This window comes from Brucella sp. NBRC 14130 (assembly GCF_040371715.1).
GTDB classification, from domain to species: Bacteria; Pseudomonadota; Alphaproteobacteria; order Rhizobiales; family Rhizobiaceae; genus Brucella; species Brucella intermedia.
On the sequence record NZ_BAABTE010000002.1, the window covers coordinates 183,084 to 208,089 of the forward strand.

Below are 25,006 nucleotides of genomic sequence, written 5' to 3' on the forward strand. Positions count from 1 at the left end.
CTAATTGAAGCTTTCGAGGTCGGGGCCTCGCAAACCGGGATAGGGAGAGTCACATGGTTAAGGTGTTGGTGTTGTATTATTCGGCCTATGGTCATACCGAGAAAATGGCCAAGGCCGCTGTGGAAGGCGCGCGCGAAGGCGGCGCGGAGGTCACTCTCAAGCGGGTGCCTGAACTGGTTCCGCCCGATGTCGCAAAAGCCTCGCACTACAAGGTGGATCAGGATGCGCCGATTGCTACGCCGGCGGAACTTGTAGATTACGACGCCATCATCATCGCTACTGCTACCCGCTACGGCATGATGGCAGCCCAGATGAAAAACTTTCTCGACCAGACCGGCGGGCTTTGGGCAAAGGGCGCTCTCGTCAATAAGGTCGGCTCGGTGATGGTTTCCACAGCCACACAACATGGCGGTGCGGAACTCGCGCTGATTTCCACGCAATGGCAGATGCAGCATCACGGCATGATCATCGTCCCGCTTTCCTATGCCTATCAGGGCCAGATGGGTAACGATGTGGTGCGTGGCGGTGCGCCCTACGGAATGACGACGACCGCCGATGGCGACGGTTCGCGCCAGCCTTCGGAGCAGGAGCTGGAGGGAGCCCATTTTCAGGGCAAGCGCGTTGCGGAAATTACCGCCAGACTGCACGGCTAATCAGGTTTCAAGCATGGAGGAGCCGCAGACCTGATCTGCGGCTTTTCATGTTTTATGTTATGTATCTCAATTAGTGAATTGTATTTTATTGTCTTTTTCTATTGATGGAGTCTAACCGTCCGGTAAAGGTACCAGCGATGGATAACGACAACAGTGAGCAGAGGTGGTGCGGTCGGCGGGACTTGAACCCGCAAGTCTAAAAGACGACGGATTTTAAGTCCGTTGCGTATACCAATTTCGCCACGACCGCAGCAATTGCCATTGTCTATGTCATGATTTGTATCACGATTTCAAGCCACAAAGCCTGTTAACATCAACAGTTAGAGCTACCGAATATATGCCTGCTCCAGATCGCTGATTTGGCATCCGGCAAGGCTTCAACCTTGTCTGTGAGGTCAAAGCCATGTAGCGATGGGCAAAATTCCGTTGGAAATGCAGAAAGTCCAATAATGACCGCCTTCGTCAAATCCGTATCCGAGGCCGAAAAGGCAATGCGCGCGCTGTTTCCAGAAACGCCGTTGCAGCTTAACGATTACCTGTCGCGGAAATACGGTGCGGAGATTTGGCTCAAGCGTGAGGATCTGACGCCTGTCCGTTCCTACAAGATTCGTGGCGCCTTCAATTTCATTTCCAAGGCTGTCGAAACGACCGACAAGAATGTGGTGTTCGTATGCGCTTCCGCAGGCAATCACGCACAGGGCTTTGCATTTGTCTGCCGCCATTTTGGCCGCAAGGGCGTCGTGTTCATGCCGGTCACAACGCCGCAGCAGAAAATTGACAAGACCCGCGCTTTTGGCGGGGAATTCATCGAAATCAAGCTGGTAGGCGATATTTTCGACGTTTGCTATGCCGCGTCGCAGGAATTTGCAGCAAGCAACAAGGGCGTGATGGTGCCACCTTTCGACCATCCCGGCATTGTCGAAGGACAGGCCACGGTGGCGCTGGAGATCGAACGGCAATTGCCCGACGAAAAGAAGCCTGACTTTATCCTGTTGCCCGTGGGTGGCGGGGGACTGTCCGGCGGCGTTACGCAATATGTTTCGGATCGCGGCTGGAAGACGAGTTTCCGCTTTATCGAGCCACAGGGCGCGGCGAGCCTGAAAGGCAGCCTTGAGGCAGGCAAGCGCATCAAGCTTGCCCATGTCGACAATTTCGTCGATGGCGCGGCTGTTGCTGAGATCGGCAAGGAAAACTTCAAGCTTCTCAAAGGGTTTGATCCGAAAACTGTCATAACGGTTCCGGAAAACCGGCTTTGCGCGACCATCATCGAGATGCTCAATATCGAAGGTGTCGTCCTTGAACCGGCCGGCGCACTCGGCATCGATGCGCTCAAGGATTTCAAGAAGAGCGATCTCAAGGGCAAGCGGATCGTCATTGTCGTTTCGGGCGGTAATTTCGATTTTGAGCGCCTGCCGGATGTTCGCGAACGTGCTCTTCGATTTGAAGGTTTGAAGAAGTATTTCATTTTCCGTTTTCCGCAGAGGCCGGGCGCGCTTCGCTCGTTCCTTGATCTGCTGGGGCCCGAGGATGACATTGCCCGTTTCGAATATCTGAAGAAGTCGGCGCGCAATTTCGGTTCGGTCCTGATCGGCATCGAAACGAAGAATGCGTCTAACTTCAAGCTTCTGGAAAAGAAGTTCGCAGAGGCGGGCTGGGCTTATCAGGACATTACGGACAATCAGGTTCTTGCCGACTTCATCATCTGATTTTGGTGGTTTAAGCAAAATCGGTTGCTTTTCTGGCGAAAACACCCCATATGCCGGGGCAGGCGCATGGGCCGACGTGTTCGTCGGCTTTCCCGGCATTGGACTTGTTGCGTCTCGCCTCTGTCTTCCGGAATGGTCCGGAGGCGGGGAGACCCGAGAAATGTTCGGGCACGGCAGCGCAAGTCGCCAGGAGTTTAAAGTTCCGGCGTCCCGTCGTTATCATTGAACAGATAGAGTTCGGCAAGTTGCGCTTGACCGGCATTGGATGTGGACCATGACAGCATGGTGCCACTGAGAGAGATTGAATTGACAAAAGAAATTACGGGCGGCTTTGCCGCTCTTGGCGTTACCGGCATTTTGCTCAAGGGCGTTGAAGCCGCTGGTATGACCGAGCCAAAGCCGATCCAGTTGCAGGCGATCCCGCATCAGCTTGAAGGTCGCGATATTCTGGGCATTGCGCAGACGGGCTCCGGCAAGACCGCTGCTTTCAGCCTGCCTATCCTGCAGAAGATCATCGGGCTCGGCGACAAGCGCCGTCCCAAGACCGCACGTGCGCTGATCCTCGCGCCGACGCGTGAACTGGCCGTGCAGATCGAACAGACGATCCGCAATGTTTCCAAACATGCGCATATCTCGACCGCGCTTGTTCTTGGCGGCGTTTCCAAACTGTCGCAAATCAAGCGCATCGCGCCGGGCATCGACGTTCTGATCGCTACGCCGGGCCGTCTCACTGATCTGATGCGTGACGGTCTGGTAGACCTTTCGCAGACGCGTTGGCTTGTTCTCGACGAAGCGGACCGTATGCTCGATATGGGTTTCATCAACGATGTGAAGCGCATCGCGAAGGCGACCAATTCCGAACGCCAGACCGCGCTGTTTTCGGCGACCATGCCGAAGGAAATCGCATCGTTGGCGGGAAGCCTGCTGCGTGACCCGGTTCGCGTCGAAGTTGCTCCGCAGGGAACGACTGCTGCTGAAATCACGCAGGTCGTGCATCCTGTGCACACCAAGGAAAAGCGCCGTCTTCTTTCCGCACTGCTCGGTGACAAGGCCATGCGTTCGGTCATCGTCTTCACCCGTACCAAGCACGGTGCAGATGCAGTGGTGCGCCATCTGGAGCGGGATGGCTACGAAGTCGCTGCGATCCACGGCAACAAGTCGCAAAATGCGCGCCAGCGTGCGCTGAACGGATTCCGTGATGGATCGCTGCGAATTCTGATCGCAACCGACATTGCTGCACGCGGCATTGACGTTCCGGGTATCAGCCATGTCGTGAACTACGATCTGCCTGACGAGCCAGAAACCTATGTGCACCGCATTGGCCGTACTGGCCGCAATGGCGCCAGCGGCGCATCGATCACGCTCTACGATCCGGCGGCGGAGGAATCCAAGCTGCGAGCGGTCGAGCGCGTGACGCGCAGCAAGCTTCCGATCAAGGATGCCCCTGTGGAGCTTGCACCGGCTCCGGCACCCCGCGCGGCAACTCCCGGCGAACGCCCGCAGAAGACCCATCGCAAAGGCGGAACGCCACAGAAACCGCGCCGCGCAGCCCCGAAAGCTGGCGATCATCGCGGAGCCGCCCACGCAACGGCGGAAGCCGCTCCCAAAGCGAAGCGCCCGTTCCGCCGTAAGCGCCGCAATGCCAACGGCAATGGCGGCCAGCGCGCGGCATAATTCCGCTTCTCAAACATTTTTCCAAAAAGCCGCCCATTTCGGGCGGCTTTTCTATTTATGACCGGGAAGCGGGTTTCGCTTTGCGTAATGGCGGGGAAAAATATTCCCTGCTTGCTTGAAGGGCAGAGCTGTTCCTCATAGTTTCCTCTGCGAAACAGGAAGGACGGATGCCATGTTCCAATCGGTGCTCGACGCAATCGGCAATACGCCACTGATCCATTTGAAGAAGGCTTCCGAACTGACCGGCTGCGCAATTTACGGCAAGGCCGAGTTCCTCAATCCCGGTCAGTCGGTGAAGGACCGGGCAGCGCTCTATATTATTCGCGATGCGGAAAAGCGCGGGCTGTTGAAACCCGGCGGGGTTATTGTCGAAGGCACGGCTGGCAATACCGGCATTGGCCTCACGATGGTTGCAAAAGCGCTTGGCTATCGCACTGTCATCGTTATTCCCGAAACGCAGAGCCAGGAAAAGAAGGACGCCTTGCGCCTGCTTGGCGCCGAACTGATCGAAGTTCCAGCCGCGCCCTATCGCAATCCGAACAATTATGTGCGTCTCTCCGGACGCCTGGCCGAACAACTCGCCAGAAGCGAGCCGAATGGTGCTGTCTGGGCCAATCAGTTCGATAATCCAATCAACCGGCAAGCTCATGTCGAAACCACTGCACAGGAAATCTGGCGCGATACCAATGGCAGGGTCGATGGGTTTGTCGCGGCAGTCGGATCGGGCGGAACGCTTGTCGGTACGGCATTCGGTCTGAAGGACCACAATGCCGATATCAAGATCGCACTTGCCGATCCGTATGGAGCTGCACTTCATTCCTTTTACACGACAGGCGAGCTGAAAGCCGAAGGCGACTCGATTACCGAAGGCATCGGGCAGGGGCGTATCACCGCCAATCTCGAAGGCTTCACCCCCGATTTCTCCTATCGTCTTTCCGATGCGGAAGCGCTCGATATCGTATTCGATCTCGTGGAAAATGAGGGGCTTTGCCTCGGCGGTTCATCGGGCATCAATATTGCAGGCGCAATCCGGCTTGCAAAAGATCTCGGTCCGGGCCACACAATTGTGACGGTGCTTTGCGACTATGGTAATCGCTATCAGTCCAAGCTGTTCAATCCTGCTTTCCTGCGCGGCAAGAACCTGCCCGTACCGGGCTGGCTGGAGACGAAAACCGAGATAGACATACCGTTCGAGGGATAATCATGGCATACGAGACCGAAGCGCTTTTCCGCGAAGATTCCTATCTTTCAACGGCGGAGGGCACGGTGCTCGCCATTACCGAAACGGGCGGGATTATTCTCGACCAGACCAATTTTTACGCGACCTCCGGCGGTCAGCCGGGGGATATCGGCTTCTTCGAACGCGCTGACGGCTCTCGTATAGAGATCGCGGCGACCGTTACCGGTGAAAACAAGAACGAACTCATTCATGTGCCGGCAGAGGGGCAGGCTGCACCCGCAATCGGCGAAAAACTGGTGCTGCATGTAGACTGGCCCCGGCGCTACAAGCTGATGCGCATGCATACGGCCTGTCACCTGCTGTCTGTTGTCTGCCCTTTCCCGATTACCGGCGCCGCTGTCGGCGAGGACGAAAGCCGCGTTGATTTCGATCTTCCCGATCCGACTTACACCAAGGAATTCGTGACCGAAAAGCTCATGGAGCGGGTGAACGCCAACGATGCTGTCGCCATTCGCTGGATCAGCGATGAAGAGTTTCTTGCCAATCCGGATATAGTGAAGTCGAAGAATGTTCGCCCCCCGGTGGGGCTCGGTCGCATACGCCTCGTTCTTATTGGTGAAAACGGAGTGGTGGATTCGCAACCTTGCGGCGGCACACACGTTTCCGAGACGCAGGAAGTGGGTGAAATCCACATCGGCAAGATCGAAAAGAAGGGCAAGGAAAACCGCCGTTTCCGCATTCGTTTCGGCGCCTTGCCGGAATCCTGAGCCGTAGGGGAGTGATTGTCATGGCTGATAAAAGCGCTTTCGTCGTTTCGCGTGACTGGTTGAAAGAACGGCTCGGCAAGCCGGGCATCGCGATTGTCGATGCATCCTGGTATCTTCCGGCTGCTGGGCGCAATGGACAGGAAGAATACAACGCGGCGCATATTCCGGGCGCGGTTTTCTTCGATCAGGACAAGATCGCCGACAAGGCATCCGGTCTGCCGCACACTCTGCCATCGGCAGAGCTTTTTGCCCAGCATGTCGGCGCCATGGGGATTACAGCCGACGAGACAGTCGTTGTCTATGACGGGCCGGGCATGTTTTCCGCGCCCCGGGTCTGGTGGATGTTCCGTGTCATGGGCGTGAAGAATGTCTTTGTGCTCGATGGCGGCTTTGACGGCTGGAAAAAGGCCGGATATCCGGTTACCGGTGAAGCCACAAAGATTGCATCGACGCTTTTCACGCCATCCTTCAATAAGGACGCTTTGGTCGATTTCGCCGAAATGCGCGATATCGTGGACGAACGGCGTTCGCAGATCGCCGATGCACGTGCTGCCGGACGGTTCACAGGCCGCGATGCGGAACCGCGCGCCGGAATGCGATCCGGCCATATGCCCGGCGCACGCAACGTTCCCGTCGGGACTCTGTCCGAACACGGCGAACTGAAGGATCTGGACAGCCTGCGCAGGATTTTCGATGAGGCCGGGATCGATCTTTCCAGGCCGGTTGTTACAAGCTGTGGATCGGGCGTAACGGCTGCGGTCATCACGCTGGCCCTCACATCGCTCGGTCATACCGAAAACCGCCTTTACGATGGCTCCTGGAGTGAATGGGGCAGCAGGCAGGATACGCCTGTGGTGACTGGTGAAGCCGAGTAAGCATGTCGGAAAAGCTGGTTGCCCGCATCACCCATCTGGAAATGTCTGCCCGTCAGGCAGTCGCGGTGCCGGTACCTTCCGGTATCCGGCTGGCAATCATGCGTGCGGGCGACATGCCCGTCCATTATTACCGCTATCTCTATGAACGGGTGGGGCGCAAGCATCACTGGATGATGCGGCGCGTTCAGACGGACGCACAGGTTGCGGCTGCGATCCACGCCGACACCACCGAAATCCACGTTCTCTATGCGGAAGGATGTCCGGCGGGCTTTGTCGAATTGGACCTGTCGGCATTACCCGCCACCGCAGAAATCCTTTATTTCGGCCTCATTGATGATTTTCAGGGGCGGGGGCTGGGCAAGTTCTTTCTAAGCGAAGCTATTTCAGCGGCCTGGGCGCATGGACCGCAAAAGGTGACGATCCATACCAATACCCTCGACAGCCCGCGCGCATTGCAGCTTTACCAGAAAATGGGTTTCGTCCCGGTTGGTTGGTCCGAAGAGGTCATCGAACCTTGGGAGTAGGGGCTGGCGCTAGAGCGGTTGCTGATCTAACAGAATCGCCGGAACCGTTCTAACTATTTGTTTTATCGCATTATCCAACGCATCGAAGCGGATAAGAAATCAGTTCAGTGAACTGATTTCCCCGCGTAGACGTTTCACGCTTTTGCTGGAAATGCTCTAACCGCGTGCCACTTCCCGAACACTCGCGATGGAAACGATGGACGCGCTGGCCAGACGTCCGCTTTCCTCATCGAAGACCACACAATTGCGCCCGCGCTGCTTTGCCATATAGAGACAACGGTCCGCACGGCTTAGCACCTGCGAGTTCGTCTCGTTCTTCGGCGCAGACGCAACACCGATACTGATCGTCAACGGATAGACCTGATACTCGGTCGTATGAAACGGTGTGTTCTCCACTTCAGCGCGTATACGCTGTGCAACGCGCATGCCGGTTTCTCCGCTTGCGCCCGGCAAGAACACGCAAAATTCTTCCCCGCCGATCCGGCCGACCAGATCACCCTTCCGCGTCACATTCTGAAGCGCGAAAGCGATCAGCTTCAAGGCGCGGTCGCCGACGCCGTGGCCAAACGTATCGTTGATCGCCTTGAAGTGGTCGGCATCGATAACGAGCAGGGTGCCGGTTTCGATACGGGAACGGCTGATCTTCATGGCTTCAAAAAGCGCCTCACGGTTGAGAAGACCGGTCATGTGGTCGATCCGCGACCGTGCCTGTAGTTCAACATGGGCCCTCTCCAGCTGAAGATAAGCGTCTTTCAGCTTCCCATGCTGGTGGAAAATATAGGCAAGGGAAGGGAAGGCCGTTGCTGCGGGAATGCCCGCGCTGAGGCTAAGCGCAATGATGCCAGGAGTGGCGCCAGCGGAAAAGGCCACTATCGACGTTGCCCCAAGCGAGAACGCAACGACAGACAGCGTTATCAGTGCTGCTTTTACAAGAGCAGTCTTCTTCATTCCCTCGCACTCCCAACCCTGAGTGAGGATGATCAACGACCCCGCCTTAACCCAGAATGAACGGGCTATATTTTGCGGGCCTTATAAAAGGAACGCCGGAGAGGGGAAAGGTATCACCATGCGCGTCCTACAATTTTTTGTTTATGAGTGCCATTAATGACACAATCATAGGTAGCATGATGGTTATATATTACGAAGAAATGTAAATAAGCACAACTATGTTTAAAAGAACGATCCTGACAGGACATAAATCGTCAATAGCTAATATAAGTATGGAGCGCCTCTCGCAAAGCGTTTTGGAAGATCCCGGAGTTGCGCAAAGCCACAAACTCCGGGATCGTAGCTGCTGAAGGCTTTAAATCAGAAGACCGCCAGATATTTCAGAAGCGAAATGATGCCGATGATGATCACGATAACTTGAGCGATCTGTTTGACCTTGGCATCCAACGGCAGCATGTTGATCAGATAAAGTATGAGGAAGATAACGAGAATTGTTATCAGCAGGCTGATGAGGATGGACATGGGCGGTCTAATCCTTCCCGGAACTTGGGGTTGCATTGCCCACCCGACGACCGTTCCTCCGCGTCGCCCGGTTGAGCCGTTCTAACCGGAAGAAAGAGCAGGGCCCTTGCTGCCGGCACATCGTTTCCAATCCAAAAACAATGTGCCGGTTAACGTTCCAAGAAAAAGAAGGTTCCGCTTTATAAGCAAGAACTTAAAACGCAACACGCTGTTCGGTTCTGGAGTTTCCAACTCGTCATTTGCGCATGCTGCCCGTTTCGCGGCGACGCTGATGCCAGCTGAAAGCTTCTTCGATCAGGTGAGGGGTATGTCCGCCACGCGCACAGGCCCGGTCGAAATAATCGTTAAGCTGGTCGCGATAGTCCGGATGCGCGCAGTTGTCTATGATCGCGCGCGCCCTTTCGCGCGGAGCGAGGCCGCGGAGGTCTGCAAGGCCCTGCTCGGTCACGAGAATATCCACGTCGTGTTCGGTGTGATCGACGTGCGTAACCATCGGTACGACGGACGATATGGCGCCATTCTTGGCTTCGGATTTGGTCACGAAGATCGAAATGAAGGCGTTGCGGGCGAAGTCGCCTGAACCGCCGATGCCATTCATCATATGGGTGCCGTCCACGTGCGTGGAGTTCACATTGCCGTAAATGTCGAATTCCAGCGCGGTATTGATGCCGATAATGCCGAGACGACGGATGACTTCCGGATGATTGCTGATCTCCTGCGGACGCAGAATGAGCTTGTCGCGGTAGCGGTCGATATTGTTGAAAACGCGCTCTCCGCAAGCGGGGCTGAGCGTGATGGACGATCCCGATGCAAAGTCCAGCTTTCCGGCATCGAAGAGATCGAAGGTGCTATCCTGCAGCACTTCGCTATACATGCGCAGATTGTGAAACGGGCTGTCGGCAAAACCGTTCAAGACTGCATTGGCAATGGTGCCTATACCCGCCTGAAGCGGATTGAGCGTCAGGTCCAGACGCCCGGCCGCTACTTCCTGCATCAGAAACGCGATGAGATGGCCAGCGATGGCAATGGTTTCACTGTCGGCCGGTTCGACGGTCGATGCGCTGTCATTCTCCTTCGTGATGACGATGCCCGCGATCTTTTCCGGCGGGATTGGAATGTAGGGCAGGCCGACGCGGCTGTCGCAGGCCGTGACCGGTATCGGGTCGCGGGAAGGGCGCTTCGTTGGAATATAGATGTCGTGCAGACCTTCAAGCGCCATGGACTGGTTGAGGTTCACTTCCACGATGACCTTTTCGGCCAGAATGGCAAAGCTCGCGGAATTGCCGATCGATGTCGTGGGAATGATCCCGCCGCTCTCGGTTATGGCAAGCGCTTCAACGACGGCATAATCAATGGGGCCGATCTGGTTCGAGCGCAATTGCTCGACGGTTTCGGAAAGATGCTGGTCGATGAACATCACTTCGCCGCGATTGATGGCGGCCCGCAGGGTTCTGTCGACCTGAAATGGCATGCGCCGCGAAAGCACATGGGCTTCGGTGAGCAGCTTGTCGACATCGTGACCAAGCGATGCGCCGGTAATCAGCGTGATCTTGAAAGGGTCCGTCGCAGCGCGCGCAGCCATGGCCACCGGCACGGCCTTGGCATCGCCAGCGCGGGTGAAACCGCTCATGCCGACAACCATGCCGTCTTGAATCAGGCTCGCGGCCTGTTCCGCGGTGATGATCTTGTCCCGAAGCGAAGTGTTGCGAATACGTGCTTCCAACATCTTTAAAACTACCTTCCTCGCCATTCCGGGCTTGAGCCGGAAATGGCGCTCCCTGCGTCCAACGCCGGATACTGCCACCGTTCGATTTGCGGATCACGGCGCCGCCTGCGTATTAGCGCATATGGACGAGCAGTACACGCATGCTTTGGTCTTAGAAGCCAAAACGGACGGCTGTGAACCCCGCCGTGTCTCCCATGGTCCGCGATTCTAAGGAATGATTGAAATCAACGACGCAGAGCGGGCAGGTGCACGGTCGATCGGTACAAAACGCACGACGCAAAAGGCAGCTCATCTGCAACTCGCATTTCAAGCTGGAACTCACCGGCTGGGGAATCTAACCCAAGTGCATCATTGCCGTTTATAGGGTAGGGGATCAGTCTCCCTCATGCAAATGCGCCATGAATACCTCGGTCGGCGTCTTGTAGCCGAGGCATTTTCGTGGCTGATCGTTGAGATGGCGAGCCAGATAGGTCAGGTGCTGTTGCGAGACCGCCGTCAGGTCCGTATCGCTTGGCACGAAGCGACGGATGCGCTTGTTGGTGTTTTCCACGGCGCCTTTTTGCCATGGGGCGCTGGGATCGCAGAACCAACTGCGTGCTCCGATGCCATCTTCCAAAGCCCTGAAGCCGGCAAACTCCGTGCCGCGGTCGAAAGTAAAGCTCTGACGGGCAAAGGACGGTAAGGGCGAGAATGTTTCGATGATCTTGTTCATGATCGGACCTGAGTGGCGGCTCTGGTTTTTGATCATCACGGTGTAGCGGCTTTTGCGCTCGACCAACGAGGTGACATTGGCGGGACCCCTGTCGCGTTGGAAGATCAGAAGGTCGCCCTCCCAATGGCCGAACTGAGAGCGATCACCAATAAAATCAGGTCGTTGCGATATCCGGCACGTTGCGGGGAAGGCACCGTCGCGTGGTTTTCGGGACCCACGCGACCGGCGTTTGCGGCGTGCTTCGGGCAAATACCGGTAAAGGCCAAGGTCCTTATCCTCCTTGCCGTAGACGAAGCGGTAGATCGTCTCGGCACATATCCGAACGAGACTGAGGCCGTCCGCCAACAGCCGGCCGGCTATTTGCTCCGGGGACCAATTTGCCTTCAATCGTTCGATCACCAGGTCCCGTAACTGCGGATGGCGTTGAAGTTTCCGCAAGCGCCTGCGACGTTCCTTGGCGATGTCGTCAGCAACCGTGCTGTAATAACCATCGTAATCCGGTAGCTCGCGATCCCGAAACGTATTGCGCCTGATTTCGCGGTAAATGGTCGAGCGGTGCCGACCGAGTTGACGCGCCATCTCATTGATCGGCACCTTGCGTTCAACCAGATGATGAAGCTGACGCCGGTCGGCGAGGGTGAGTTGCGAATATAACCGAGACATCCGAAAATCTCCAAAGCGAAACCATTGAAATCATTGGCATGTCGCACTTGGAAATAGAATGTACCGGCTAACATACGTCGATTGCATAAGATAGATTATGGAACTATCCGATGTAAAGCCTGCGTGAGAACTGACTAGAAAGCCGATGCCATTATGAAAGCTGCCCTTGCTTTCGAGGACATGCCACCAGCGTGAATATCAGCGGTGCCGTGCGATATAGAGATGTCCTGGAACCGGCGCTCCCTGTTCACTGCGAACGACAATATCTTCGCAGCGGACGCAGTCCATATCATGGTTGTCGAGCATCGCACGCACATAGGATTGTGCGTGTGCAAAGCGCTGATAATCACCGACCATGAATGCGCGTCCGGCAAGTCGCGCATCGTCCAATGTCTCGCTTGAAAAGCCGAAATGTCCGCCTGACGACAGATGTGCGGCGACACCCGCGAAGAATTTGTCGAGTTCGCCCATATATGGCAGGACGTCGGTGGCGACGATCAGGTCCCATTGCGGTTCGTTGGTGGTCTCGAGAAAGCGTACGGCTTCGCCGACAAACAGCGCCTGATAATCGCCTTTCTCGTAAGCGACTTCGATCATGTTTTCAGAAATATCGACGCCCGTCTTATGTCCGGCCATGTCGTCGAGCGCGTCGGCGGACAAACCGGTGCCGCAGCCGAGATCAAGCATGCGGTCTGCGAAAAACTCCTCGTCCAGTTCATGGAGCATTTCGCGCAGCTGCAGCGGAACGTCATAGCCTAGCTGGTCTACAAGGATCGTATCGAACATTTCGGCGTGCTGATCGAAGAGCGTGGACACATAGGCATCCGGCGCCTTTAACGGCACAGCGCCGCGTCCCATGCTCGCAAGCCGCACGGCAGCCCCGCCATGGTCATCAGGATCGATGCGCAGCACATCCTCATATGCCTTGGCAGCGGCATCGAAATCACCAGCCTTTTCCAGAGCGAGAGCCCGGTTATAGGCTTCTGCTAGTGCTTCCTGATCAAAAGCCTGGGCATCGTTCTTAGCCATTGATTTCTGCCTTCTCCGCCTTGCACCGCGCACGTGCAAAGACAGCGCAACAATTGCGCACATTTCGTTAGAATATTTGAAGGCCGGAATCCCGTAATCGCGGAGCCGGCCCCTGCCCGTTCTCCTACGCCGATCCAATTGCACTCGCAAGCGCATTATGGAAAGGTTTGTTTCCGTTTTAAATAAAACAGATAAATCTAATATTGTTTATAATTTCCATTGGGAAAAATAATCGATGGAAATATAAAATCGTAATGGTAGCGTCATGATACTTTACGGGCATTTACATCATTATATCATTTAACTGTAATGAGGCTCCGGTGCGCAGTTCAATTTTGAAATTATTGGCCTTTTTGGCTGCTGCTGTCGCTAGTATCAATCCCGCTCGCCCTGATGCAGAACAGGAACTGGCCAAAAAGCTCGCCAACCCCATTTCAAGCCTCGTCAGTGTTCCTTTCCAGCAGAATTACGACTGCTGCTTCGGCCCCAAGGATGCTTACCGGTATTCACTCAACATTCAGCCTGTCATTCCGTTTTCGCTGAATGAGGACTGGAACCTTATCGTCCGCACAATTGTACCTGTCGTCTATCAGGAGGCTCCAGCGGCGGGTTTCGACAGTCGTTTTGGTTTGAGCGACACAGAACAGAGTTTCTTCCTTTCGCCGGCGCAATCTCTGGACGGTATAACCTGGGGCGTTGGCCCCGTGTTTCTGTGGCCGACCGCTACCAGCAGCGAGCTTGGCACCGGAAAATGGGGGGCAGGCCCGACAGGTGTCATCCTCAAGCAGCATGGCGGCTGGACCTATGGCGCACTGGCCAACCATATATGGTCCTATGCCGGGCACAGCGACCGTGAGGCTGTCAGCCAGAGCTTTGTCCAGCCGTTTCTCACCTATACTTTTCCCGATACGACAGCGCTGAGCCTTTCGTCGGAATCTTCTTATGACTGGACGTCGGAGCAGTGGACCGTGCCAATCAACGCGGGCATATCGAAGGTGTTCAAGTTCGGAGAACAACGCATCAGCCTCGGTGTTTCTGCGCGGTATTATGCCGAAGCACCATCGGACGGGCCTAAATGGGGCGCCCGCTTCGTAACGACGTTTCTATTTCCGGAAAAATAGGAGAGCGCCCTACTCCGCAGCAGCTGTAACACGTTCGTCGTGATCTTTATGATCGGCCAGTTTTCTGGCGATCACTGCGCAGGCCATGAGCTGTATCTGATGAAAGAGCATCAGCGGCAAAACGATGCTGCCGACATTCGCTCCGGCGAAAATGGCGCTCGCCATTGGTGCGCCGCTGGCGAGGCTCTTCTTCGAGCCGCAGAACATGATCGTAATGCGGTCGGGCCGGTTGAAGCCCAGCCATTTGCTTCCGTACCAGGTCGCAAGCAGTACGACGACCAGCAGGACGATATTGACGCCCACCATCATGCCAAGATCGTCCCAGGAAACGGTACGCCAAAGGCCTTCAACCACGGCCTCGCTGAAAGCCAGATAGACCACCATCAGGATGGAGCCGCGATCGACGAAACCGAGCGCCTTGCCGTGGCGCCGCATGAAACTCCCGATCCAGGGTTGCAGGATTTGCCCGAGCACGAATGGCGCCAGCAGTTGCAGCAGGATGGATTCAAGCGCGTCGACCGATATTCCACCGCCGCCTTTGACCGCAAACAACAGGCCGACCAGCAACGGTGTGAGAAACATGCCGAAAATGTTTGACGCTGACGCCGACACGATTGCCGCCGAAACGTTGCCGCCCGCAATTGAGGTGAAGGCGATGGACGATTGGACCGTCGAAGGCAGAACGCAAAGAAAGAGGATGCCAGTAAAAAAGGCCGACTGCGACAGTCCAGGAACGGACCATCCCGCCGCCAGACCGAGGATAGGAAACAGGATGAACGTCGATGAGAGCACCGCCAGATGCAGTCTCCAGTGCGTTATGCCTGCAACGACAGCCTCTCGCGACAGCCGGGCACCATGCAGGAAGAACAGGAGCCCGACAGCAAATTTCGTCGCCAGTGCAAACCACTCCGCAAATTCACCATGTACGGGTAGCACGGACGCAAACAGGATGGTCACGATCAGCATGCGGGTGAATTTGTCAGGCAGGAAACGCATCATATCGTCCAATCTCGCGGCATTTCAAAAGTCTCGGGAGGAGTTGCAATCCCCCCGATGTCCGGAAACAGCTCGCAATTTCAAGAGCGGGCCCGAACTTTGAACTAATTCGGCCCTGTCCGGTTCATTCGTAGCCGTTGGGGTTCTTCGATTGCCAATGCCACATGTCCTGGCACATCTCGCGCAGGTTCTTCTCCGCTGACCAGCCGAGGAAGTCGCGGGCAAAGGTTGGATCGGCGTAGCATTCCGCCACGTCGCCAGGACGGCGCGGTGCGATCTCATATTTGATCTCGCGGTTGGAAACATGCTCGAAGGCCTTGACCACATCGAGAACGCTATAGCCCTGCCCCGTGCCCAGATTGACCGAGAAGCACTGCGGCTCATCAAGCTTCTTGAGCGCTTTCAGATGCCCAGCCGCCAGATCGACCACATGGATATAGTCGCGAACGCCGGTGCCGTCAGGCGTCGGATAGTCATTGCCCCAGACATTCAGTTTCTCGCGGCGGCCGGTCGCGACCTGCGCGATGATCGGCATCAGATTATTCGGAATGCCTTTCGGGTCTTCACCGATCAGGCCACTCTCATGCGCGCCAACCGGGTTGAAATAGCGCAGGATGGCGATCTTCCAGCTATTGTCGCCATTATAAATATCGCGAAGCATGTCTTCGATGACGAGCTTGGTGCGACCGTAGGGATTCGTCGCCGTCAGCGGCTGGTCTTCCGTGATCGGTAGTTTCTGCGGATCGCCATAGACCGTGGCCGACGAACTGAAGACCAGCGTTTTGACGCCCGTGGCCTCCATGGCTTGCAACAGTCGGAGTGTTCCGACCACGTTGCAATCATAATAGAGCATCGGCTTTTCGCTCGATTCCCCCACAGCCTTCAGACCGGCGAAGTGAATGACCGCGGTGCATTTGTGATGCCGGATCACCTGTTCCAGAAAGGCGCGGTCACGAATATCACCTGCTTCACGGCGCGGCGTGCGCCCGGTAATCTGTTCGATGCGATGCAGGGCTTCCGGGTGGCTGTTATCAAAATTATCGACCACAACGACGTCGTGGCCTGCCTCGATGAGCTGAACGCAGGTGTGCGAACCAATATAGCCGGCACCGCCAGTCACAAGAATTGTCATCGTTTATGTATCCGCTTGTTGAACATACCGCCCCGATGTGCGATCCCCGGCTGACTATGCAAAATCAGTAACAGACTTCAAGCCATCCGGCACGATTCTCTCGAATTGACAGACACGGATTAGCCAAGTTTGATGGAGCGAAGATGAAACCATCCCGCAATATTGATCGCTTGCTGGAAATCATGGCAGCGCTTCGCGACCCGGAAACCGGCTGTCCGTGGGATGTGGAACAGAGTTTCGAATCCATCATGCCCTATACGCTCGAGGAAACTTATGAGGTCCTCGATGCCATCGAGCGCAACGATATGGACGATCTGCGTGAAGAGCTTGGCGACCTGCTGTTGCAGGTGGTGTTTCATTCGCGCATGGCCGAGGAACAGGGCAGCTTTGCATTCGGCGATGTTGTCGAAGCCATCACGCATAAGATGATCAGGCGGCATCCGCACGTTTTTGGTGACGCCGAAGCCAGAAGTGCGGGCATGGCCAAGGGGTCGTGGAACCGCATCAAGGCGGAAGAAAAAGCCGAACGGGCCGAGCGGCGCTCCAAACTTGGACTTGAAACGACAGAAAAGAACGGCTTCCTGGATGATATTCCACAAGCCTTCCCCGCCCTGCTCCGCGCCCTGAAACTTCAGCAGAAAGCTGCGAAAGTCGGATTCGACTGGTCAGAAGCGGCACCGATTCTCGACAAGATCGCCGAAGAAACCGCAGAGCTCAAGGAAGCAATGGCGGCACAGGAACGCCGAAATATCGAAGAGGAATATGGCGACCTGCTGTTTGCCATGGTCAATCTTGGCCGCCATCTCGAAATCGACGCAGAAACCGCACTTGTCGCCGCCAATGAAAAGTTCAAGCGGCGGTTCCATTTCATCGAAAAGACACTCGGTGAAGCCGGTAGCGATCTCGACGCTGCTACCCTCGACGAAATGGAAGCAATCTGGGGTGAAGCGAAGAAAAAGGGCCTTTAGAGCGGGGTTCTGTCAGGTTGGATCGTCCCCTCAAAGCTTTTGCTGGAAGGCGGGCTCCCACTCTCCGGAATCATGCTCTGATGACGCCTATTTCTCGTCTTCCCATTTTGGCCGGAACATCTGATAGACACTTTCCGTCGTGGCGAAGTCCATGTAGCCCAGCCTGCTGACAGGTCTGGTCTTGGCAATATCGATGAGACCATCGGTCAAGACCTGTTCATCGATATGGACGCCGACGACTTCGCCAATCACCATGTAATTGTCAGTCAGCCTGCCCTCTTTATCCTGCAATCGCTTGATCTCCACCGCAACGCATTCAAGCGCGGCGTAGGCTTCCTTGACGCGCGGTGCTGCGATAAGCCTGCTTGCTGCCCTGGTGAGACCCGCGTAGTCGAACTCGCTGACGCCGCGCGGCGCGTTGACGGATGACGAATTCATCTGCGTTCTCAAATGATCGCTCACCAGATTTGCAGTGAACTCGCCGGTCTGCTCGATGAACGAAACGCTGTCCTTCGCACCGTTCGAGGAAAACATGACCATTGGCGGCGTGTCACAGATCGCGTTGAAGAAGGAATAGGGCGCGAGATTGACCGCGCCCTCCTTCGATTGCGTCCCTATCCAGCCAATGGGGCGCGGGGCCACGATCGCCTTGAACGGATTATGGGGCAGCGGGTGCCCTTCCCTCGGTTCGTAAAACATAAGCCTGTCCGTTGATTAGCAATGGTTGTTAAAGCCGATTCTAGGCTTGCTCCCACGGGCCGGAATATTCCGATACGATCTTGTCCATATCTGCTCTCGGGCGTTCCGGCATCTTGTTTGCCGCCGATCCGACATGAACGAAGCCGGCAACGCGTTCATGGGGTGCCAGCCCCAGAAATGCGCGGGCGGGCGCGTCGTCGGCATACCAGTTTGTAATCCAGTTGGTAGCGTATCCGAGCGCGTTGGCAGCGGTGCAAAGGTTCATCGCTACAGCCCCGGCGGACAGAAACTGTTCCCATTCCGGAATGCGCTCGTGGGCGACGGGCGATGACACGATGCCAACGACGAGCGGCGCGCGGGAAAAGCGCGTCAGCTCTTTTTCCTTCCGACCTTCCGGAAGCGGACCTTCAATTTCTTCGGCACGACGGGCCAGATATTCGCCAACCCTGACACGTGCATCGCCCCGATAGAGGATGAAACGCCATGGCGTCAGACGTCCGTGGTCCGGCACGCGCGCGGCGACTTTCAGCAGTGCTGCCAGTTCCTCGCCCTCGGGTGCCGGTTCGGTAATCGCCGAAATCGGGGTGGAACTGCGCTGCGCCAGAAAATCGAATACCGGGTGGACCACGGATAACCTCATCACTAAAATGCTGCTTATATTGCTCCACTTATTGGGGCTGCCTCTTCTCGCCCGTTGCATCCGAACTGTAAAGTCAAAATTCAAGGATGGAACAATTGCATGAATTTGCAAAAATGCGGGCTCCGAAAGCGATTTGGCCTTGAATTCGCCACCCGCATGGGCTCAAAAATACAGCATGTCGGATTGCTTGAACCTGCTTTATTCAAAGAGAAAAACAGCCCTCGGGAGAGGATCGCTCCTATCAGCGATCATGCTTGCCGTCAGTGCAGTGCCATCGTTGGCTCAGGGCCTCGATCCGCAGACACATATTCCGCAATTGCAGACCACGACGACCGGCCTGCCCGACTTGCCGCAACCGGCGCTCAATCTTCCGACGCTGAACAATTACGCCTCCCCCTCGAGCCCCGAGAACAATCCGCTTGCCCAGACGCGGGAACTCGATCTCAAGGCGCGACTGAGTGAGGACGGCGGAGACATCCCGGCAGGGCTTGTGTGGCGCGTATTCTCGCCCGATGTCGGAGCTGATGGTCAATTGCCGCTTATCGCGAGCGCACAGGGCGGCGGCGCAGTTTTCAACCTGCCCGAAGGCAGCTATCTCGTGCATGTCGCCTATGGGCGCGCGGGTGCCACAAAGCGGATCACGGTTGGAAATGCGACGCGCCACGAAGTGATGATGCTGGATGCCGGTGGGATGAAGCTTAGCGCTATCCTGCCTGATGGCGGCAAGATCAACAACGATCTCCTGCGTTTCTCGATTTATGCCGACGAGGATAATAGTGACCGTTCGCTGATCGTCCCCGACGTCAAGCCGAACACGATCATCCGCCTCAACAGCGGCACCTATCACGTTGTTTCCAACTATGGCTCGGCGAACGCCATCATCCGTGCGGATATTCGGGTGGAAGCCGGAAAACTGACCGAAGCGACCGTTCAGCATCGTGCTGCGGAAGTGACGTTGAAGCTTGTGCGCGAGCGCGGCGGCGAAGCACTCGCAGACACATCCTGGTCTATCCTCAACGCTTCCGGCGATGTGGTGCGTGAAAGCGCCGGCGCCTATTCCTCAATGGTTCTCATTGAGGGCGATTATGTTGCGGTCGCCAAGAACAAGGACCGCATTTATCAGCGTGATTTCAAGGTTTCGTCCGGCAAGAACGAGGAAGTTGAAGTCGTCGCCAATGGCGAATCCGAACCTGCTCAGGACAGTATGGATTAGACTCTTTCCGCCTTAAAAAATCAAAGGCCGCGCAGTGCGCGGCCTTTTTATCATCAATTGCCATTCTTCAGACGGAGCAGATCGGGCGGTGTCGCCTCTTCCACAAGGCGCGCGATGGCTTCGTCGAGCGTCATCGATTCCTGATCCCGGGAACCGAGACGGCGCATATTGACGGTGTTTTCCTCCGCCTCGCGCTTGCCGCAAACCAGGATCACCGGAACCTTCTGCAACGAGTGCTCACGGACCTTGTAGTTGATCTTCTCGTTGCGCAGATCGGTTGCGACCTGCAATCCGGCGGCCTTCAGCTTGGCGGCAGCCCGTGCGGCATATTCATCGGCGTCCGAGGTGATCGTGGCAACGACAACCTGCACCGGCGCGAACCACAAAGGCATGTGACCGGCGAAGTTCTCGATCAGAATGCCCAAAAAGCGTTCCATCGAACCGCAGATCGCGCGATGGATCATCACCGGCTGGCGCTTTTCCGAATCCTTGTCGATATAGAAAGCACCGAAGCGTTCCGGCAGGTTGAAATCGACCTGCGTGGTGCCGCATTGCCATTCGCGGCCGATGGCGTCCTTCAGCGTATATTCGAACTTCGGCCCGTAGAACGCGCCCTCGCCCGGCAGGACGCCGGTCTTGATGTTGTTGGACTGCTGCTGGATCTGATCCAGCACCGACATCATCACGCTTTCTGCACGATCCCATAGTTCGTCCGACCCCACGCGCTTTTCAGGACGGGTGGACAGCTTGATAGTGATCTCCTCGAAGCCGAAATCCTTGTAGACCGACAGGATGAGATCGTTGATGCGCAGGCACTCCGCCGCCATCTGCTCTTCGGTGCAGAAGATATGCGCATCGTCCTGCGTAAAGCCGCGCACACGCATCAGCCCATGCAATGCGCCGGACGGTTCGTAGCGATGCACATTGCCGAACTCAGCAAGCTTGATCGGCAGATCGCGATAGGATTTCAGGCCGTGCTTGAATATCTGCACATGGCCGGGGCAGTTCATCGGTTTCAACGCGAACACGCGATCATCGTCGGTTTCATCTCCGGCGACGGTCACCTTGAACATGTTGTCGCGATACCAGCCCCAGTGACCGGAGGTTTCCCACAGCGACTTGTCCAGCACCTGCGGCGCGTTCACTTCCTGATAGCCGTGGCTGTCGAGGCGGCGGCGCATATAGCTCACCAGGTTCTGAAACATCTTCCAGCCCTTAGCGTGCCAGAACACGACGCCCGGCCCTTCTTCCTGGAAATGGAACAGGTCCATTTCACGGCCAAGGCGGCGGTGATCGCGCTTTTCGGCTTCTTCAAGCATATGGAGATAGGCCTGAAGATCGTTATCGTTCGCAAAGGCAGTGCCATAGATGCGGGTCAGCATCGGATTGTTAGCATCGCCGCGCCAATAGGCGCCGGCAACCTTCATCAGCTTGAAGGAATTGCCGATCTGGCCTGTGGAGGCCATGTGCGGACCGCGGCAGAGGTCGAACCAGTCGCCCTGATAATAAATCTTGAGATCCTGCCCGGCCGGAATGGCATCAACCAGTTCCACTTTGTAGTTTTCGCCCTTGTCGGCAAAAACCTGCTTGGCCTTTTCGCGCGACCAGATTTCCTTGGTGAACGGCTTGTTGCGCTGGATGATCTCGCGCATCTTCTTTTCGATCACCGGAAGATCGTCGGGCGTGAAAGGTTCATTGCGCGCGAAGTCGTAATAGAAGCCGTTTTCGATGACAGGACCGATGGTAACCTGCGTGCCCGGAAAGAGCTCCTGCACGGCTTCTGCCAGAACGTGCGCCGTGTCGTGGCGGATCAGTTCGAGCGCGCGCGGGTCTTCGCGGGTCAGAATTTCGACCTTGCCGGAAGCGCCGAGGGGATCGGAAAGATCGCGCACGGTGCCATCGACGGCGTAGGCAACAGCTTTTTTGGCAAGTGATTTGGAAATCGATTCCGCGAGGCCCGCGCCGGTCATCGACGCATCGTATTCACGCACAGAGCCATCGGGAAATTGCATGGAAACGGTATTCGACATTCTAGTCATCCTTATCCAGTCCCGCCAACGATTGCGGGTGGGGTTCATGCGTATGAAATGAAGGTTGGGTTCTAGTCTTTTTCGCCCGGTCAGTAAAGCGCGACACGCTGACAGCGCAGGCCGCGCTTATCGACGTTGAAAAGAACAAATCAGTTCCGGATCGGCAGGCAGTCAATCTTCTGCTGCTTGAGCTGAGCGCATGCCTTTTCGGCGGAGGCCGAATCCTTGAAGCCGGAGAAACGCGCGCGATAGACCTTGCGACGCTTTTCGGCCGGAGAAATTTCAGCCTTCAGACCCGGCGCGACCTTGTCGACCGCAGGTTTATACCTGGCCAGCAGTTGCTTTGCGCCGTCAAGCGTCGGCGGAGCGCCAAGCTGGATCGTCCAGGCCGATGCGCCAGCGGCAGAGGCGATCAGGAACCCGCCATCGCCCTGCTCGATGCGCGAATCATCGATCAGCCCGGCGACAGCATCGGCTTTGGGCTGGGCTGCGGCTGTTTGCTTCGCGACAGGCTGCGGCTTGGCCATTGCAACAAGCTGCCCCTTGGTGTCGGCGCCTTCGGTGCTGAACCGTGTCAGAAGCTTCGCCATCTGGTCGTCGCGCTGCCGCGCCGACCCGGCGCCAAGAACAACGCCGACAAGATGCTTGTCGTTGATGATAGCCGAGGAAACGAGATTATAGCCGGACACATCCGTATAGCCGGTTTTGATGCCGTCCACGCCCTGATAGCGGTACATCAAGGTGTTGTGACCGTTCAGGACACGATTGCGGAACGTGAAGGAGCGCGTGGAAAAAAGCGCATATTGTTCCGGAAAGTCGCGACGCAGGCTCATGCCGAGAATTGCCATGTCGCGGGCGGTGGTAAGCTGTGTGGTCTTGGCAGTCAGGCCCGAAGGATTGACGAAGAAGGTGCTCTTCATGCCGATCTGGCGCGCCCGTTGCGTCATCAGGCGACCGAAAGCGGCTTCCGATCCCGCCATATACTCGCCCATTACGGTTGCCGCATCATTGGCCGATATGACGATCATGCCATAGATGGCGTCGTGCACGGTGATCGTTTCGCCCGGCTTCAGCCAAAGCTTCATGCGGACCTTGGACGCGGCGTTCTTCGAAATGGGCATTGCATCGTCCCAATGCAGCCGGCCGGTCTTGAGCGCCTCAAAAGCGAGATAAAGCGTCATCATTTTCGCCAGCGAAGCAGGCGCATGCTGAATATTGGCGTCGTCCTGACCGAGAATCCGTCCGCTATCGGCATCGAAAACCACCCAGGAGGTGCTCGCCATGGACGCGGATGTACAAAGCACACCTGCACCAAGCGCAAAGGATGCAATGAGACGCGAAAGGCGGGACGATGATTTCAGCATAACAGCTCGCAGGAATATGAACGCCGAGGGGGACATGCAGGCAAATTGCGGCCCGAAAAAGACCACAGCACTGCCTTAAATTTCAATTCTCAATGAAACGTTGATATCCTTAATGAATTATAATCAGCTAACAAAAAACTGTCAGAAATCCCCACGCGGTGATGAGCACCGCCAGTAGCGCCAGGGCAGATACCATTTCAGTTCAGTGGGGAGCGTTCGGGGTACGGGATCGAATCCGTGTGTGCCGAATGGCCCGCAGCGCATGACGCGAAACAGCCCCATCCATCCGCCGCTCCACAGTCCGTGACGTGCGATGGCTTCGTAGGCATATTCGGAACAGGTCGGCAGATGCCGGCAGGAATTGCCGATGAGGGACGATAATGTCACCTGATAGAATCGTACGAATGCCGTGCCGATCAGCCTTCCCGGCGTCTTGCGCCAGGGATCGGTAAAGTTCCGGCTATAGCGTTTTGGCGGCCCCTCGCCCGCATGATCCTTGCCGCAGGAACACATCAGGCAGCTTTTGCCTTCTCCTCTATCTGCCGGATGCAATCGACAACCGCATCGAAGGTCAGCAGCGTGGAGGCATGGCGCGCCTTGTATTCGCGCACCGGCTCGAAATATTTCAGATCGGCAAAGCGCCCTTCCGGTGCCGGGCCGTCTTCCTTGAGCATCTTGTACATTTCATCGCGAACGGCTTTCAGTTCCTCCGCGGAAGCGCCGATGATATTGCGCGCCATGACGGAGGAAGAAGCCTGTCCAAGCGCGCAGGCCTTTACCTCATGCGCGAAATCCGTCACGACGCCATCGGCCATTTTCAGATAGACGGTAACGGTCGAGCCGCACAGCTTGGAATGCACCTTGGCAACCGCGTCCGGTTCGGGAAGACGCCCAAGGCGCTCCATGTTTCCCGCGAATTCCAGGATGCGTTTGTTGTAAATATCATCGATCATCGAGGCGACCTTCCGCCGTGCCGGAGAAAAACATAAATTTGTCGCCCGGCTGCGGTTTGAAGTTGCAATTTATTGTCTATATAATAGGCAAGTAGCGTCTGCGCCATGGGTAACAATAGCACAGACCCCGGGGGCAGTCGCACGAAAACCTGTCCGGTGACCGTAAGCGCCGGATCAATACATCGCCCGCTCGCAAAGCGTATCGTTGTATTGTCCGTTTAACTCGTCTCCTCCTTGAAGGAGACTACTGGAGAATACTGATGGACGCTCGCATCCTCAAAGAAGATGACGAATCCGGCCTGCCGAACAAGCAGGCCGATGTAACTCTTTTGCATGGCAAGCCGACGCAGGCCGATGCGGAAGCGGCGGTACGCACGCTTTTGCTTTGGGCTGGAGACGACCCGGAGCGCGAAGGCCTTCTGGAAACGCCGAAGCGTGTGGCAAAGGCTTATAAGGAACTGTTCGCAGGCTATACGGAAAGCCCGGAAGAAGTCCTCGGTACGGTTTTCGAGGAAGTCGGCGGCTATAACGATCTCGTCCTCGTAAAGGACATCTCGTTCCATTCGCATTGCGAGCACCATATGGTGCCGATCATCGGCAAGGCGCATGTCGCCTATCTGCCCGATCACAAGGTGGTTGGCCTTTCCAAGATTGCCCGCGTCGTGGATATTTTCGCGCGCCGCCTGCAGACGCAGGAAAGCATCACTGCGCAGATCGCCGACAGCATCCAGCGCATTCTGAAGCCTCGCGGCGTTGCCGTGATGATCGAGGCGGAGCATATGTGCATGGCCATGCGCGGCATCCGCAAGCAGGGTTCGACGACCATCACCACCACTTTTACCGGCGAAATGCAGGTAAATGCGGAGGAGCAGGTTCGCTTCATGACCCTGACCCGCAGATAAGCGGCTGAA

24 protein-coding genes and 1 tRNA gene are annotated in these 25,006 nt (G+C 56.4%); 11 read left to right on the forward strand and 14 right to left on the reverse strand.

Features of this window, described 5'->3' with window-relative positions; genetic code table 11:
- Positions 1-53 precede the first annotated feature (53 nt).
- Positions 54-653 (forward strand): NAD(P)H:quinone oxidoreductase type IV, encoded by a 600-nt coding sequence (wrbA, locus tag ABWW28_RS04355; RefSeq protein WP_021585150.1) that lies wholly within the window; start codon positions 54-56, stop codon positions 651-653.
- Positions 654-817: 164 nt separating this feature from the next.
- Here wrbA and ABWW28_RS04360 read toward each other — a convergent pair.
- Positions 818-903, reverse strand: a tRNA-Leu gene (locus ABWW28_RS04360).
- A gap of 196 nt (positions 904-1,099) precedes the next feature.
- On the opposite strand from ABWW28_RS04360, the gene ilvA reads away from it, so the two are divergent.
- The 6 genes from ilvA to ABWW28_RS04390 all read left to right on the forward strand — a co-directional run bounded on the left by ilvA (position 1,100) and on the right by ABWW28_RS04390 (position 7,379).
- Positions 1,100-2,359, forward strand: a complete 1,260-nt coding sequence (gene ilvA, locus ABWW28_RS04365) for a threonine ammonia-lyase IlvA (RefSeq protein ID WP_025089526.1) — start codon at positions 1,100-1,102, stop codon at positions 2,357-2,359.
- A gap of 282 nt (positions 2,360-2,641) precedes the next feature.
- Complete coding sequence (locus ABWW28_RS04370) at positions 2,642-4,033, forward strand: DEAD/DEAH box helicase (RefSeq protein ID WP_353390370.1); 1,392 nt, start codon at positions 2,642-2,644, stop codon at positions 4,031-4,033.
- Between the two features lie 172 nt (positions 4,034-4,205).
- Positions 4,206-5,234: a cysteine synthase A gene (locus ABWW28_RS04375; RefSeq protein WP_021585147.1), complete on the forward strand. Its 1,029-nt coding sequence runs from the start codon at positions 4,206-4,208 to the stop codon at positions 5,232-5,234.
- A gap of 2 nt (positions 5,235-5,236) precedes the next feature.
- Positions 5,237-5,980, forward strand: coding sequence for an alanyl-tRNA editing protein (locus tag ABWW28_RS04380; protein ID WP_021585146.1), 744 nt, complete (start codon positions 5,237-5,239; stop codon positions 5,978-5,980).
- A gap of 20 nt (positions 5,981-6,000) precedes the next feature.
- A complete protein-coding gene (gene sseA, locus ABWW28_RS04385; RefSeq protein WP_021585145.1) occupies positions 6,001-6,855 on the forward strand; it encodes a 3-mercaptopyruvate sulfurtransferase in 855 nt (284 codons plus the stop codon).
- 2 nt (positions 6,856-6,857) lie between these two features.
- Entirely contained in the window at positions 6,858-7,379 is a 522-nt protein-coding gene (locus ABWW28_RS04390; protein ID WP_021585144.1) for a GNAT family N-acetyltransferase, read from the forward strand.
- A 156-nt stretch (positions 7,380-7,535) separates the two neighbouring features.
- Here ABWW28_RS04390 and ABWW28_RS04395 read toward each other — a convergent pair whose 3' ends face one another.
- The 5 genes from ABWW28_RS04395 to ABWW28_RS04415 all read right to left on the reverse strand — a co-directional run bounded on the left by ABWW28_RS04395 (position 7,536) and on the right by ABWW28_RS04415 (position 12,979).
- The gene (locus tag ABWW28_RS04395; RefSeq protein ID WP_006470470.1) at positions 7,536-8,327 is read right to left on the reverse strand and encodes a GGDEF domain-containing protein; all 792 of its coding nucleotides are present in this window, start codon (positions 8,325-8,327) and stop codon (positions 7,536-7,538) included.
- A 360-nt stretch (positions 8,328-8,687) separates the two neighbouring features.
- Entirely contained in the window at positions 8,688-8,849 is a 162-nt protein-coding gene (locus ABWW28_RS04400) for a Thivi_2564 family membrane protein (protein ID WP_006470469.1), read from the reverse strand.
- Positions 8,850-9,084: 235 nt separating this feature from the next.
- The gene (gene scpC, locus ABWW28_RS04405) at positions 9,085-10,575 is read right to left on the reverse strand and encodes a succinyl-CoA:acetate CoA-transferase ScpC (RefSeq protein WP_021585143.1); all 1,491 of its coding nucleotides are present in this window, start codon (positions 10,573-10,575) and stop codon (positions 9,085-9,087) included.
- Between the two features lie 373 nt (positions 10,576-10,948).
- Positions 10,949-11,950, reverse strand: a complete 1,002-nt coding sequence (locus ABWW28_RS04410; RefSeq protein WP_353390374.1) for an IS30 family transposase — start codon at positions 11,948-11,950, stop codon at positions 10,949-10,951.
- 198 nt (positions 11,951-12,148) lie between these two features.
- Entirely contained in the window at positions 12,149-12,979 is an 831-nt protein-coding gene (locus tag ABWW28_RS04415) for a class I SAM-dependent methyltransferase (protein ID WP_021585142.1), read from the reverse strand.
- A 320-nt stretch (positions 12,980-13,299) separates the two neighbouring features.
- Between ABWW28_RS04415 and ABWW28_RS04420 the strand changes: the two genes are divergently transcribed.
- Positions 13,300-14,100: a hypothetical protein gene (locus tag ABWW28_RS04420; RefSeq protein ID WP_082465590.1), complete on the forward strand. Its 801-nt coding sequence runs from the start codon at positions 13,300-13,302 to the stop codon at positions 14,098-14,100.
- Between the two features lie 9 nt (positions 14,101-14,109).
- Here ABWW28_RS04420 and ABWW28_RS04425 read toward each other — a convergent pair whose 3' ends face one another.
- Positions 14,110-15,096, reverse strand: a complete 987-nt coding sequence (locus ABWW28_RS04425) for a bile acid:sodium symporter family protein (RefSeq protein ID WP_031346032.1) — start codon at positions 15,094-15,096, stop codon at positions 14,110-14,112.
- Between the two features lie 124 nt (positions 15,097-15,220).
- Positions 15,221-16,228 carry a UDP-glucose 4-epimerase GalE gene (gene galE, locus ABWW28_RS04430; protein ID WP_021585139.1) on the reverse strand — a complete coding sequence of 336 codons (1,008 nt, stop codon included), beginning with the start codon at positions 16,226-16,228 and terminating at the stop codon, positions 15,221-15,223.
- A gap of 143 nt (positions 16,229-16,371) precedes the next feature.
- On the opposite strand from galE, the gene mazG reads away from it, so the two are divergent.
- Complete coding sequence (gene mazG / locus ABWW28_RS04435; RefSeq protein WP_021585138.1) at positions 16,372-17,196, forward strand: nucleoside triphosphate pyrophosphohydrolase; 825 nt, start codon at positions 16,372-16,374, stop codon at positions 17,194-17,196.
- Positions 17,197-17,283: 87 nt separating this feature from the next.
- Here the strand turns inward: mazG and ABWW28_RS04440 are convergent, their stop codons facing one another.
- Complete coding sequence (locus ABWW28_RS04440) at positions 17,284-17,895, reverse strand: flavin reductase family protein (protein ID WP_021585137.1); 612 nt, start codon at positions 17,893-17,895, stop codon at positions 17,284-17,286.
- Between the two features lie 40 nt (positions 17,896-17,935).
- Positions 17,936-18,523, reverse strand: a complete 588-nt coding sequence (locus ABWW28_RS04445; RefSeq protein ID WP_021585136.1) for a nitroreductase family protein — start codon at positions 18,521-18,523, stop codon at positions 17,936-17,938.
- A 262-nt stretch (positions 18,524-18,785) separates the two neighbouring features.
- Between ABWW28_RS04445 and ABWW28_RS04450 the strand changes: the two genes are divergently transcribed.
- The gene (locus ABWW28_RS04450; protein WP_006470463.1) at positions 18,786-19,748 is read left to right on the forward strand and encodes an RgsD C-terminal domain-containing protein; all 963 of its coding nucleotides are present in this window, start codon (positions 18,786-18,788) and stop codon (positions 19,746-19,748) included.
- 53 nt (positions 19,749-19,801) lie between these two features.
- On the opposite strand, the gene thrS is transcribed toward ABWW28_RS04450, so the two are convergent.
- The 4 genes from thrS to ABWW28_RS04470 form a co-directional block, all read right to left on the reverse strand.
- Positions 19,802-21,778: a threonine--tRNA ligase gene (gene thrS / locus ABWW28_RS04455; protein ID WP_021585135.1), complete on the reverse strand. Its 1,977-nt coding sequence runs from the start codon at positions 21,776-21,778 to the stop codon at positions 19,802-19,804.
- 149 nt (positions 21,779-21,927) lie between these two features.
- Positions 21,928-23,142, reverse strand: a complete 1,215-nt coding sequence (locus ABWW28_RS04460) for a D-alanyl-D-alanine carboxypeptidase (RefSeq protein WP_021585134.1) — start codon at positions 23,140-23,142, stop codon at positions 21,928-21,930.
- Between the two features lie 141 nt (positions 23,143-23,283).
- A complete protein-coding gene (gene yidD / locus ABWW28_RS04465) occupies positions 23,284-23,655 on the reverse strand; it encodes a membrane protein insertion efficiency factor YidD (protein WP_021585133.1) in 372 nt (123 codons plus the stop codon).
- On the reverse strand, positions 23,655-24,095 hold the full coding sequence (locus tag ABWW28_RS04470; protein ID WP_021585132.1) for an iron-sulfur cluster assembly scaffold protein: 441 nt from the start codon (positions 24,093-24,095) through the stop codon (positions 23,655-23,657). Before ABWW28_RS04470 ends, yidD begins: the two co-directional genes overlap by 1 nt.
- Before the next feature lie 260 nt (positions 24,096-24,355).
- Between ABWW28_RS04470 and folE the strand changes: the two genes are divergently transcribed.
- On the forward strand, positions 24,356-24,997 hold the full coding sequence (gene folE, locus ABWW28_RS04475; protein ID WP_006466810.1) for a GTP cyclohydrolase I FolE: 642 nt from the start codon (positions 24,356-24,358) through the stop codon (positions 24,995-24,997).
- Positions 24,998-25,006: the final 9 nt, after the last annotated feature.